The sequence below is a fragment of the Actinokineospora iranica genome (genome assembly GCF_900101685.1).
In the GTDB taxonomy this organism is placed as follows: Bacteria; Actinomycetota; Actinomycetes; order Mycobacteriales; family Pseudonocardiaceae; genus Actinokineospora; species Actinokineospora iranica.
This window is the reverse complement of record NZ_FMZZ01000002.1, coordinates 224445-236482: the sequence shown is the minus strand read 5'-3', so window position 1 is coordinate 236482 and position 12038 is coordinate 224445. Positions and strand designations below refer to the sequence as shown.

Here is a 12038-nt window from a genome sequence, read left to right as displayed (position 1 = left end):
ATGGCCGCCCACGACCCGTTCGACTACCCCCGCCGGTGGGAGGCCGACGTCGTGCTGGCCGACGGCGGCACAGTCCACTTGCGACCGATCGTGCCCAGCGACGGCGAGTCGCTGCGCGCCTTCCACGGCAGGCTCTCCTCCCGCACCCGCTACCTGCGCTACTTCGGCCCGTATCCGCGCATCCCCGACCGCGACCTGCGCCGCTTCAGCACCGTCGACCACCACAGCCGGGTCGCGTTCGTCGCGCTGCTCGGGGACGACATCGTCGCCGTCGGCCGCTACGAGCGGCTGGCCGAGTCCGACTCGGCCGAGGTCGCCTTCGTCGTGGAGGACGCCCACCAGGGCCGCGGCCTCGGCTCGATCCTGCTGGAGCACCTCGCCGCCGCCGCGCGCGAGCGCGGGCTGCGCCGGTTCGAGGCCGAGGTGCTGGCCGACAACGCGCAGATGGTCCGCGTCTTCCGTGACGCCGGGTACCAGGTGAGCCGGGCGTTTGACGAGGGCGTGCTGCACCTGGAGTTCGCCATCGACCCCACCGAGGCGTCGATGGCGGTCGCCTGGGCGCGGGAGCAGGCCGCCGAGGCGCGCAGCGTGCACAATCTGCTGCACCCGCGCTCGGTGGCGGTTATCGGCGCGTCCACCGACCACACCAAGATCGGCTACGCGGTGCTGGGGAACCTGCTCGCCGCCGACTTCGCCGGGCCGGTGTTCCCGGTCAACGCCGAGCACCGGTCGGTGCGCGGGGTGCGGGCCTACCCGACGGTGCTCGACATCCCGGACCCGGTGGACCTGGCCGTGGTCACCGTGCCCGCGGCGAGCGTGGACGAGGTCATGGACGCCTGCCTGGCCAAGGGCGTGAAGACGCTGATGGTGGTGACCTCCGGGTTCGGCGAGACCGGCCCGGACGGCCGGGGCGCGGAGCGGCGGCTGGTCGACGAGGCCCGCGCGCACGGGATGCGGGTGGTCGGCCCGAACGCGCTGGGCGTGGTGAACCTCGACCCGGCGGTGCGGCTCAACGCGACCCTCGCGCCGACCCTGCCCGGCCCGGGGCGCACCGGCTTCTTCTGCCAGTCCGGCGCGCTGGGCACGGCGATCCTCGCCGACGCCGCCGCGCGCGGGCTGGGGCTCTCGACGTTCGTCTCCGCGGGCAACCGCGCCGACGTCTCGGGCAACGACCTGTTGCAGTACTGGCAAACCGACCCGAACACCGATGTCGTGCTGCTGTACCTGGAGTCGTTCGGCAATCCGCGCAAGTTCGCCCGGCTGGCCCGGCGGCTGGGGCGGAACAAGCCGGTGGTGGCGGTGAAGTCCGGGCGCAACACGGTGCTGCCCGCGCTCGCCGCGACCGGGGTGGCGGTGGACGAGGCCAGCGTGCAGGCGCTGTTCGAGCAGGCAGGCGTCATCCGGGTCGAGTCGATCGCGCAGCTGTTCGACACCGCGCTGCTGCTGGCGCACCAGCCGCTGCCGCCCGGCGAGCGGGTCGCGGTGGTCGGCAACTCCTCGGCCATCGGGCTGCTCGCCGCCGACGCCGCGCTCGCCCAGGGGCTCGCGCTCGCGGGCGAGCCGGTCGACGTCGGCGCGCAGGCCGGGCCCGACCACTTCGCCGCCGCGGTCGCCGACGCGCTGCGCCGCGAGGACGTGGACTCGCTGATCGTGGTGTTCGTGCCGCCGCTGGCCATCCCGGGCACCGCGTACGCGCGGGCGCTGCGCGAGGCGGCCGCGGGCCTGGCCGAGGCGGGCACGAAGCCGATCGTGTCCACTTTCCTCGCCGCGGAAGGGATTCCGGCCGAGCTGGCGGTGACCGGCCCGGACGGGGCCCCCACCCGGGGGTCGATTCCGTCGTATCCGAGCCCGGAGCGGGCCGCGCTCGCCCTGGCCCGCGCCACCGGCTACGCCCGCTGGCGCTCCGCGCCGCTGGGCAGTTTCGTCCGCCCGGACGGCCTAGACCCGGCAGGCGCGGCGGGCGTTGTCGCCGCCGCCCTCAGCGAAGCTGAACTGTCGCAAAAGGACGGTGGCGAGCGCGGCGAGATCGATCTGACCGACGACCAAGTGGTGCGGGTGCTGTCCTGCTACGGGATTCACATCATGCCGTTCCGCGTTGTGTCCGATTCGGACAGCGCGGTCGCGGCGAGCCTGGAACTCGGGCTGCCGGTGGCGATGAAGACCGCGAGCAAGCAGTTCCGCCACCGCAGCGAGCTGATCGGCGTGCGTCTCGACCTGGCGGGGGAGGACGCGGTGCGGGCAGCGTACGCCGACCTGCGCGCGGTGTCCGGAATGGACGAAGTGTACGTGCAGCGGATGGCGCCCAAGGGAAACTCGTGCACGATCGGGCTGCAGGACGACCCGTCGTTCGGCACGCTGGTGTCCTTCGGCCTGTCCGGGTTGATCAGCGACCTGCTCGGCGACCGCGCCTACCGCGCGGTCCCGCTCACCGACGCCGACGCCGCGTCGCTGGTGCGGGCGCCGAAGGCGGCGCCGCTGCTGGTCGGCTACGGCGGGGGCGAACCGGCGGACCTGGCCGCCCTGGAGCAGTTGGTGCTGCGGGTGGCCGCGCTGGCCGAGGACGTGCCGGAGGTGCGGTCGCTGGCCGTCGCGCCCATCCTGGCCTCCGCCGAGGGCGCCTTCGTCACCGGCGGCCGGATCACGGTCGGCCCGCCCCCGTCGCGCCACGACAGCGGCCCGCGCCGCCTGCGGCCCATCCCGGACGGCTTCTGACGAAACGGCGGCTGGCAAACGGCTTCTGGACAAAGGCGGCGTCTGACCAGCGGCGCTGGTCACCATGGCGGACGGGGGAACGCGCGGCCGGGAAACGCGGTGATCCGCCGGGTGGGGCACGACGGTGTGTCCCACCCGGCGGATCACCCCGGGGTCAGCCGACCTGGGTCTTGCCCAGGACGGTGTCCTGCTCCGGCGGGGCGAGCGAGAGGTTCACGTCGAACTCGCCGAGCGAGCTGTCGGTCACCACGTGGGTCACCGCTTCCGGGTCGACCTTGGTGGTGGCCTCACCGGCCGGGACGCCTGCCGGAACGGTGAAATCGACAGAGCCCTCGGCGGTGAACTTCAGCGTGCCCTCAGTGGGGACCGCGGTTTCCGGAATGGGGAGTTCAACCGGGACCTGCACCGACTGGCCATCGCTGATGGTCAGGGTGACCGAGGCTTTGATTCCGCCCGAGAGCTTCTTGGCGCCCACCAGTTGCAGGCCCTGGGTGGTGGCTTCGCCCGCGTCGACGTCAATGCTGAACGGCACCGACAGCGTCTCGCCCGCGGTGGCCTTCTCGGGAATGTCGACGTGCACGACCGTGCTCACGGTCTGCTCGCCGATCAGCGGAAACGCGCCTTTGTAGGTCAGTTCCTTGTCAACAGCGGCGGCCGATCCCACACCGAACATGAGAGCGAACAATGCCGCGACCACCGCGACGACGCCGCCGCCTGCGAGATACGGCAGCCGTTTTCCCGTTGTCCTTGTCGCCATTCGTTTATTCCTCCTCGACACTGAAGCGGACTAAGTGGCTTTTCCTGTGGAGAACCGAGGCCCCGGATCAACCTAATTCGACGGTAGTGCGTTAATGTCTGACCCGGCAACTCGAGATGCCGACATTCGGCGAACTTCTCGTTTTTTGTCATCTCGGCCGGAAAAGCCCTTCGGCAAAGGCGCATCCCGGTGAGTGCTCAGGCCGCCGGGTTCCGCGATGTGGGAGGGCGCGCGCCGTGGCGGTCTGGCCTGGCGGGGGCGCTAGTTGTACTCTCAATTTCCGGCTGTCGCACGGGGGCGCGCCTGGCGGCCTCGGCACGGCTGAGCAAGGGGGTCCTCGCCAGTGACGGCACGGTCCACAGCGTGGCGTGTTCCCCGGCGCCCGAATCTCCCTGCCGCTAAACCGTTCTGCCGCACCGAGTCCGCCGCAGCCTGCGGCGATGCCGCGCGCCCGGACCGGCCACAGAGGAACGTCCGGGCCCGCCTGGGCCGGGAACTCGCTATGATCAACTCCCGGCTCGCTGGTCGCCCGTATCGGCACACCCATGCCGCCATCGGCGCGCCGGGCTGGTTCCTCTTCGACGGCGTCGTCAAGCACGACCTGCTGACCGGCCGGGAAGGGCGCCACCGCCACGGCGCCGGGGTGTTCGGCAGCAAGGACGACGGTTACCTGATCACCATGACCACCGACACGAACGCCGCCGGTCCCGACTGCCCGGCGCGCCCCGCCGCCGGGCCGCGTGCCTCATGATGCACCCGCCCGACCGGCCGAGCGTGCTCGGCGCGGGCGGCGACAACGCCATCGCGTTCGCCATCGGGGTCGCCGCGGACGAGTGGACCCTGCTCATCCTGCGGCACGCGCTGCAGAACGGCACCCGCCGTGTCCACGACTGGCAGGCGGTGCTGCCCGTCTCCACCGCCGTGCTCACCTCCCGGCTGCGCCGCATGACCGAGGTGGGCATCTTCGTCCCGGTCGGGCCTGGCCACGACCCGAACGCCGTCGAGTACCACCTGAGCCGCCGGGGCACCGCGCTGTGGCCGATCATCGTCAGCATCTGGGCCTGGGAGGCGACATGGGCCGACGGGCAGGCCGAGCGGCTGCCCGCGATGCGGCACCGCGGCTGCGGTGAGCTGTTCGCCCCGCTGCTCGGGTGCGGCACGTGCGGGCGGCCGGTGCCGCCGCGGGAGGTGACCGGCGAGTTCGGCCCAAGCGGGTCCTGGCCCCGGACCGCCCCGAACACCACGATGCGCCGCCGCTCCAGCGGCTCGGCCAGCCTGGGCCCCGGGTTCTTCCCGCAGAGCCGGGCGCTGATCGGCAACCGCTGGTCGGCGGCGATGCTGGGCGCGGCCTACCTGGGCGCGCGCCGGTTCTCGGAGTTCCAGCGCCGCCTCAGCGCGCCCGCGACGGTGATCGCCGACCGGCTGCGCACCTTCCGCGACCTCGGCGTGCTGGAGGTCTCCGGCGACCCGGACCGGTCCGACCGCTCCACTTACCGGCTCACCGACAAGGGCCGCGCGTTCTTCCCGGTTGTCATGTCCGCGATCGAGTGGGGGCAGCGCTGGTTCCTGGCTCCCGAGGGACCGGCGCTCGTCTTCCACCACCGGGGCGCCGACCACGCCTTCTCCGTGCTGCTGCTGTGCTCGGCCTGCTCCGCGCCGCTCGCTGGCCGCGAGATCGAAGCCGTCTGAGCCGGGCGGGACTTTCCAGCCTTTCCCCGCCGGGCGTGCAACCCCCAGGTCCGCGCCATCCGTCCCCTGGGCATGACACGTCGAGGAACCATCGCTGCCGCAGGCGTTCTGCTCGCCGTGTTGACCGCCTGCGCCGGCCACGAGACCCCCAATTCCCAGAACCCGGCAGCGCAGCCCCCGCCGACCGCCGCGGGGCAGGCGCCGGAGGGCCAGCCCGCCCGGACACCGCCCGGCGACCACAAGCCCGTGCCGCCGGGGCAGATCGACGCGACCGCGCTGCCGGAGGGATATCCGAAGAAGGTGTGGACCGAGGGCGACGGCAAGACCGTCGGCGTCGTCGCCCAGGAGGGCGGCTGCGGCAAGGCGAGCGCCGAGGTGGCCGAGCAGACCCCGCGGCGGATCGTGCTGCTGCTGGTGGAGACCACGCCGTCGACACCGGAGATGTGCACGATGGATCTTCGCTACCCGACGGTGACCGTCGAGTTGGAGCAGCCACTGGGCGAGCGCACGGTCGTGCTCAAGAGCGAGCAACGCACCTCTTAGCCGCGCTCTCGTGTTAGAGGTAGACCTCAAACGCGCGTCCAAAAGTTGTACTCCATATAAGAGGTATAAGAAGGACCCTTCCCTGGGTGCCCCGGGCGGTTGTGCTCCACCGCCCGGGGCGCCGCCCTGTCCAGGACCGGTCAGTCAGCTGGACGGTCCGGGGCCGGGTGCAACCTGGACGGCCTCGACGCCGTCCTCTCACTATGAGGACCTCAGTGCTGACGGCGGGCGCGGCCCTGGCCATGCTCGCCCTCGCCGCGTGCGGTCAGGGCGCCGACGAGGCGACATCGGGCGCTCTTGGCTCCACCTCGGCCGGGGCGGCCCCGGTCGCCGCCGGTCCCACCGGGCCGGAAGAGTCGTCCACGCAGCCCCGGCCCACCGAGCCCCAGCAGGCAGAGCCCACCGAGTCCCTGCCCGGCAAGCCCCTGCCGAGCGGGCCGCCGGTCCCGACCGAGGCAGGCCCCGACTACCGCCCGCTGCCGCCCGCGCAGGTCGACGCGAAGGCGCTGCCGGACGCCTACGCCGACCGCAGGGTCTGGGTCGCCCCGGACGGCCGGTCCCTGCACCTGTTCGGGGTCGCCCGCGACAGCTGCACCCTGGTCGAGGGCCGGGTGATCGAGGAGAGCACCACATCGGTGACCGTCGCGCTCAACCCGATGGCCCAGCCGCAGGGCGGTCCCGACGGCGGGCAGATGTGCGCGCAGGTGCTGACCCAGCGGCCGGTGTCGGTCCCGCTGGCGGTCGAGTTGGGCGCACGCACCGTCGTGCTGGTCGAAGGTCCCTGATCAGCGCCCCTGCCGCCGCACAAACAGTGATCTCCGTCACTGCCCCTTAACGCGTCGGTTCGCCTGCCGCGCGACGAGGGGCGCGGAGCGCGGGCGGCTGGCCAGGGGAAGCATCGGACGGCAATGGCGCAGGTCATGGCTGGTGCAAGGCGGTAAATGACCATCGAGTCGATCTAGTCAGCACGCTGAGTAGTCGATCTCCGGGTATATCACCCTAAAGACGGGCTATTTTTAAGCCAGATCACATCAGGTTTGCCTTTTTGGTCGCTGAGGGTAGCGTCGCGGCGAACGTCACGGTTCGGTTACGAGGGCTCGAGTCAGGTTTATCCCGCACTGGCTCACCCGGGATCCCCCGCCCGGTGCCCGACCGGATCTCCCCGAGACGGAAGGCACTCCCCCATGTCAGCATCACCCCAGGGCGACTCAGCCCGCCCGACGCCGGTCACCGGCGTCGGGGGCAGGCACCGCAAACCGCGATCCGCGCGCAAGCGCCGGGTCGCCGCGGTCATGGCCGCGAGCGCCGTGGTGGCCGTCGGCCACCCGCTCCTGACCGCCATGGCCGTTCCCGAGGCCGACAACGGCGTCGAGGGCGTTCTGCGGATGGCCCTCACCGCGGCCCCCAAGTCCGAGGCCGCGCTGTCGCTCATCGCTCCCCGCGCCACGCTCGGCGACTCGATCGCCGAGGCCAGGAAGCTCCAGCGGGCCGACGACGTGCGCGCCGAGCAGGCACGCGCGGCCGAGGCGGCGCGCCAGCAGGTCATCGCCGCGGAGCAGCAGGCCGCCGCGGAGAAGGCCGCCGCCGAGAAGGCCGCCGCGGACAAGATCGCCGCGGAAAAGGCCGCCGCCGAGAAGGCCGCCGCGGACAAGGCCGCCGCCGAGAAGGCGGCTGCCGAGAAGGCCGCCGCCGCCAAGAAAGCGGCAGCGGAGAAGGCCGCGGCCGAGAAGGCTGCCGCCGACAAGAAGCGGCAGGCGACTGCGGCCGCGGCGAAACCAGCGGCCTCGGGCTTCGTCAAGCCCGCCCAAGGCCGGTTCACCTCCGGTTTCGGCGCCCGGTGGGGCAGCACCCACTACGGCGTCGACATCGCCAACAAGATCGGCACGCCGATCCTGGCCGTCACCTCCGGCGTGGTGATCGACGCGGGCCCGGCCAGCGGTTTCGGGCTGTGGGTCCGCATCCGCCACGACGACGGCACGGTGACCGTCTACGGCCACATGAACGAGATCCTCACCAGCAAGGGCGCCCGCGTCGGCGCTGGCCAGCAGATCGCCACCATCGGCAACCGCGGCCAGTCCACCGGCCCGCACCTGCACTTCGAGGTGTGGCAGGGCGGCAGCCGCAAGATCGACCCGGTGCCGTGGCTGCGGGCCCGCGGGATCACCCTGTAGCGGTCAGGTCTTCGGCCAGCCGCCGTAGGGCACCGTGATGGCTTCCAGGAAGTGGCCGTTCGGATCGGTGAAGTAGACGCCGCGGCCGCCGTCGTTGGTGTTGATCTCGCCGGGCCGCTCCCGCCGGGGGTCGGCCCAGTGGTCCAGGCCCCAGGCCTTGATCCGGCCGTAGACGCCGTCGAACTCCTCCTCGCTGACCAGGAAGGCCAGGTGCATCGGGGAGAAGTCCACCGGCGGCTCGGCGTAGTCGAGCGTCACGCCGTTGTCGAGCGTGACGGCGAGGAAGAACCCGGCCGGGACCGGCGCGGGCAAATCGAATATCTCGGTGAGGAAAGTGGCCGAGGCGTGCTTGTCCTTGGCCGGAACTATCGTGTGGTTGAGCTGAATTGTCATGATGTGATTCCCCAGTGGTCGCGGCGCCGCCATGCGGCGGCGGAAACCGTCACCGCACGCGACACCGCGACGATCACATCACCAAGGGGCCGTGCCCGTCAAGGCGCGGCCCCTTGTGGTGTCCACTCGCGACGGTCTACCGGCGGAAAGTGACCTGTAGTGTCGGCGCCGATGTGCCCGCGAAGAAGTCGTTGCCCTTGTCGTCGACCACGACGAACGCGGGGAAGTCCTCGACCTCGATCTTCCAGACCGCTTCCATGCCCAGCTCCGGGTATTCCAGGACCTCGACCTTCTTGATGCAGTCCTGGGCCAGCCGAGCGGCCGGGCCGCCGATGGAGCCGAGGTAGAAGCCGCCGTGCGCCTGGCAGGCCTCGGTGACCTGCTTGGAGCGGTTTCCCTTGGCCAGCATGACCATCGAGCCGCCAGCGGCCTGGAACTGCTCGACGTAGGAGTCCATGCGGCCCGCGGTCGTCGGCCCGAACGAGCCGGACGCGTAGCCCTCGGGCGTCTTCGCGGGACCGGCGTAGTAGACCGGGTGGTCCTTGAGGTATTGCGGCATCGGCTCGCCCGCGTCCAGCCGCTCCTTGACCTTGGCGTGCGCGATGTCGCGGGCCACCACCAGCGGCCCGGTCAGCGACAGGCGGGTCTTCACCGGCAGCGCCGAGAGCGTCGCGCGGATCTCGGCCATCGGGCGGGTCAGGTCGATCGAGACGACCTCGTCGGAGAGGTCGTCGCCGTGGATCTCGGGCAGGAAATGCGCCGGGTCGCGTTCGAGCTGTTCGAGGAACACGCCGTCCGGGGTGATCTTCGCCTTGGCCTGCCGGTCGGCCGAGCAGGACACGGCCAGCCCGACCGGGCAGGACGCGCCGTGCCGGGGCAGCCGGATCACCCGGACGTCGTGGCAGAAGTACTTTCCGCCGAACTGGGCGCCGATGCCGAACTCGCGGGTCATCGCGAGCACCTGCTGCTCCAGGTCGACGTCGCGGAACGCGTGGCCGAGCGGGGAGCCCTCGGTGGGCAGGTTGTCCAGGTAGCGCGCCGACGCCAGCTTGGCGACCTTCAGGTTCTGCTCGGCCGAGAGCCCGCCCACCACGATCGCGAGGTGGTACGGCGGACAGGCCGCGGTGCCCAGGCTCCGCAGCTTCTCGTCAAGGAACTTCGCGAGCCGCGTCGGGTTCAGGACGGCCTTGGTCTCCTGGTAGAGGAAGGTCTTGTTCGCCGAGCCGCCGCCCTTGGCCATGAACAGGAACTCGTAGCTCGGGTCGGTGCCCGGCTTGGTGTGGATGTCGATCTGCGCGGGCAGGTTCGTGCCGGTGTTCTTCTCGTCCCAGAAGGTCACCGGGGCCATCTGCGAGTACCGCAGGTTCAGCTCCTGGTAGGCCTCGAAGACCCCGCGCGCGATCGCCTGCTCGTCGGTCCCGCCGGTGAGCACGGTCTCGGTGCGCTTGCCCATCACGATGGCGGTGCCGGTGTCCTGGCACATCGGCAGCACCCCGCCCGCGGCGATGCAGGCGTTGCGCAGCAGGTCCATGGCCACGAACCGGTCGTTGCCGCTGGCCTCGGGGTCGTCCACGATCGCGCGGAGCTGGGCCAGGTGGGAGGGGCGCAGCAGGTGCTGGATGTCCTTGATCGCCTCTTTGGCCAGCAAGGTCAGCGCTGCCGGGTCGATCTCCAGGAACCGCCGACCGGCGGCTTCCACGACGCGCACGCCGTCCGGACTCACCAACCGGTACTCGGTGGTGTTGTCCGGCGCGAGCGGCAGGACGTCGGTGTAGTCGAAGTTCGTGGTGGCGGTCACGATGAGCGGGCTCCCTTGCGCGCGTCCGGGGTGGTCAAAACGTACCCCTTACGCCTCTCGGGATCTGCCGCTACACGCGTGGTCCTGGCCACGCCCCTTCCACCCGGGCTGGTCTCCGGTCTCCGGTTCTGTCTCAGACCTAGCAGGCCCCGTCGCTCGGTTTGGGGTTCGCCAGGCCGAACAGGGGGCGCAGGGCCAGGCCGATCCAGGTGCCGCCCAGCGCGAACACGCCCCACAGCCAGCCGTGCAGGCTGCCCACGGAGATGCCGCCGAGGTAGGCGCCGATGTTGCAGCCGTTGGCCAGGCGTGCGCCGACGCCCATCAGGATGCCGCCGAGCACCGCCGCGAGCGCGGTCTTCCACGGGATGCTTCGGTGCAGCCGCCACACGCCCGCCGCTGCGGCGGCGATCGCGGCGCCGATCATGATGCCGATGTTGGTGAGGCTGGTCTTGTCGGTCCAGATCGAGGCCGCCAGCGCCTTGGCGTTGGCGGGGGTCTGCCAGAAGTCCCACAGCTCGGGGTGCAGGCCGACCAGTTGCAGCAGTTTCGCGCCCCACAGCGCGAACGCGAACGTCACGCCCCAGATCCCGCCGGAGACCAGGAACACCGCCGCGGCCAGCGTGCCGAGCACCGCAGCGCCGACGAGCACCGGCCACGAGCCGCGCACGATCCTGGCCAGGCCGCGCGCGGTGGGCGCAGCGTCGACCGGCGGCGGGTTGCGGCGGGCCTGCACCGCCCGGGTGACCACGACGATCGCGAGCAGCGCGGCGACCGTGATCAGCCAGGAGCCCCACCAGCCGACGTGCTCGGACAGCACGACCGGGGCCAGCGCGGGCCAGCCGTCGAAGACCGGGAAGGCCCAGGTGTAGATCACCGAGCCCGCGATGAACCCGCCCAGCGTCAGCACGATCGCCGACTGGCCCGCGCCGACCGCGAACAGCGTGCCCGACGCGCACGCGCCGCCCAGCTGCATCCCGATGGCGAACAGCACCGCGCCGACGAACAGCGCCAGCCCGATCGGCCCGCCGGTCGCCTTGGGGACCGAGCCGAACAGGCCCGCGCCGGTGGAGATGATCAGCGCGAGCAGCGTGGCCGCCGTGCCCAGCAGCAGGGTGTGCGCGCGCAGGCCGGTGCCGTTGCCCACGGCGATGAGCTGCCGCCACGCCGAGGTGAAGCCGAACCGGGAGTGGAACAGCGCCAGGCCGAGGCCCAAGCCCAGGGCCAGCAGGGTGCCGGACTTCGCGCCGAAGGAGGTCCACACGTACCACGTGAGCCCCGCGGCCAGCAGCGCCGCGATGGTCAGCGGGACCACGCGCACCGGCCCCTCGCTCGGCGCGGCAGGCGCGGGTCGGGAAGTCGGGAAAGTGAGTAATCTGGGCGGGGACGACGTGGACATGGGGACTCCAGACGGGGAAAAGGGACGGAGCGCCGCCGGGCGGCGCCCCGTCCTGAGTGGACAGTCTGATATGGACTTCGTGGTCAGTCGGGGATGATGCCGTTCGGCGCGCGCAGGATCACCGGGATCAGGCCGAAGACGGGCACGCCCAGCGGCGCGAAGGTCCAGGTGTCGTTGAGGTCGCTAGTGTCCGGCTCGTCGACGATCACCGGGTCGGCGAGCGCGGGGGCGGCCGCGCCGGTGAACGCCAGTCCGGCCATGGCCGCGGCGACGACCGCGCGGGCGAGGTTCTTGATCATGGAGTTTCCTTTCGGGGAGGGGCTTACGCGCCGATCGCGTTGAGCAGGCCGAACACCGGGGCGAGCCCGCCGGGCAGCCCGGTGGCCGGGGCGAGCAGCGCGCCGAGGTCGACGCCGGGCACGAGCCAGATCGGGGCGGCGTCCGCCGAGGCGGGGGTGGCTTCTGTCGCGCTCGCCACGCCGCCCACGGCCACGGTCAGCGCCGCCGCCGCGAGTCCGGTGGCGACCGCCTTGGAGAAGGTCTTCACGGTTGTCTCCTTGAGAAAAGTTGTTGCGTAAG

12 protein-coding genes are annotated in these 12038 nt (G+C 71.7%); 6 read left to right on the top strand and 6 right to left on the bottom strand.

Translation table 11 applies throughout. The features are described 5' to 3' along the window. Nucleotides 1-2712, top strand: a complete 2712-nt coding sequence (locus tag BLS56_RS06405; protein ID WP_091448998.1) for a bifunctional acetate--CoA ligase family protein/GNAT family N-acetyltransferase — start codon at nt 1-3, stop codon at nt 2710-2712. A gap of 154 nt (nt 2713-2866) precedes the next feature. On the opposite strand, the gene BLS56_RS06400 is transcribed toward BLS56_RS06405, so the two are convergent. Further along, on the bottom strand, nt 2867-3469 hold the full coding sequence (locus BLS56_RS06400) for a DUF6801 domain-containing protein (RefSeq protein WP_091448997.1): 603 nt from the start codon (nt 3467-3469) through the stop codon (nt 2867-2869). A gap of 343 nt (nt 3470-3812) precedes the next feature. Here BLS56_RS06400 and BLS56_RS32710 point away from each other — a divergent pair, with 343 nt between their 5' ends. The 5 genes from BLS56_RS32710 to BLS56_RS06375 all read left to right on the top strand — a co-directional run bounded on the left by BLS56_RS32710 (nt 3813) and on the right by BLS56_RS06375 (nt 7872). Further along, complete coding sequence (locus tag BLS56_RS32710) at nt 3813-4220, top strand: carotenoid oxygenase family protein (RefSeq protein ID WP_139190539.1); 408 nt, start codon at nt 3813-3815, stop codon at nt 4218-4220. Beyond that, nucleotides 4217-5158: a winged helix-turn-helix transcriptional regulator gene (locus BLS56_RS06390; RefSeq protein ID WP_091448995.1), complete on the top strand. Its 942-nt coding sequence runs from the start codon at nt 4217-4219 to the stop codon at nt 5156-5158. The genes BLS56_RS32710 and BLS56_RS06390 overlap by 4 nt, the downstream gene beginning before the upstream one ends. A gap of 72 nt (nt 5159-5230) precedes the next feature. After that, nucleotides 5231-5701, top strand: a complete 471-nt coding sequence (locus BLS56_RS06385; RefSeq protein WP_091448994.1) for a hypothetical protein — start codon at nt 5231-5233, stop codon at nt 5699-5701. Between the two features lie 203 nt (nt 5702-5904). Continuing rightward, nucleotides 5905-6486, top strand: coding sequence for a hypothetical protein (locus tag BLS56_RS06380; RefSeq protein ID WP_139190538.1), 582 nt, complete (start codon nt 5905-5907; stop codon nt 6484-6486). Nucleotides 6487-6885: 399 nt separating this feature from the next. After that, nucleotides 6886-7872, top strand: a complete 987-nt coding sequence (locus tag BLS56_RS06375) for a M23 family metallopeptidase (protein ID WP_228771427.1) — start codon at nt 6886-6888, stop codon at nt 7870-7872. A 3-nt stretch (nt 7873-7875) separates the two neighbouring features. Here the strand turns inward: BLS56_RS06375 and BLS56_RS06370 are convergent, their stop codons facing one another. The 5 genes from BLS56_RS06370 to BLS56_RS06350 form a co-directional block, all read right to left on the bottom strand. Beyond that, complete coding sequence (locus BLS56_RS06370; protein WP_091448992.1) at nt 7876-8265, bottom strand: VOC family protein; 390 nt, start codon at nt 8263-8265, stop codon at nt 7876-7878. A gap of 136 nt (nt 8266-8401) precedes the next feature. Next, nucleotides 8402-10063, bottom strand: a complete 1662-nt coding sequence (locus BLS56_RS06365) for a fumarate hydratase (protein WP_175482698.1) — start codon at nt 10061-10063, stop codon at nt 8402-8404. A gap of 139 nt (nt 10064-10202) precedes the next feature. Continuing rightward, complete coding sequence (locus tag BLS56_RS06360) at nt 10203-11459, bottom strand: YeeE/YedE family protein (protein ID WP_091448990.1); 1257 nt, start codon at nt 11457-11459, stop codon at nt 10203-10205. 83 nt (nt 11460-11542) lie between these two features. Beyond that, on the bottom strand, nt 11543-11758 hold the full coding sequence (locus BLS56_RS06355; protein WP_091448989.1) for a hypothetical protein: 216 nt from the start codon (nt 11756-11758) through the stop codon (nt 11543-11545). 23 nt (nt 11759-11781) lie between these two features. Further along, nucleotides 11782-12006: a hypothetical protein gene (locus BLS56_RS06350; protein WP_091448988.1), complete on the bottom strand. Its 225-nt coding sequence runs from the start codon at nt 12004-12006 to the stop codon at nt 11782-11784. Nucleotides 12007-12038 lie beyond the last annotated feature (32 nt).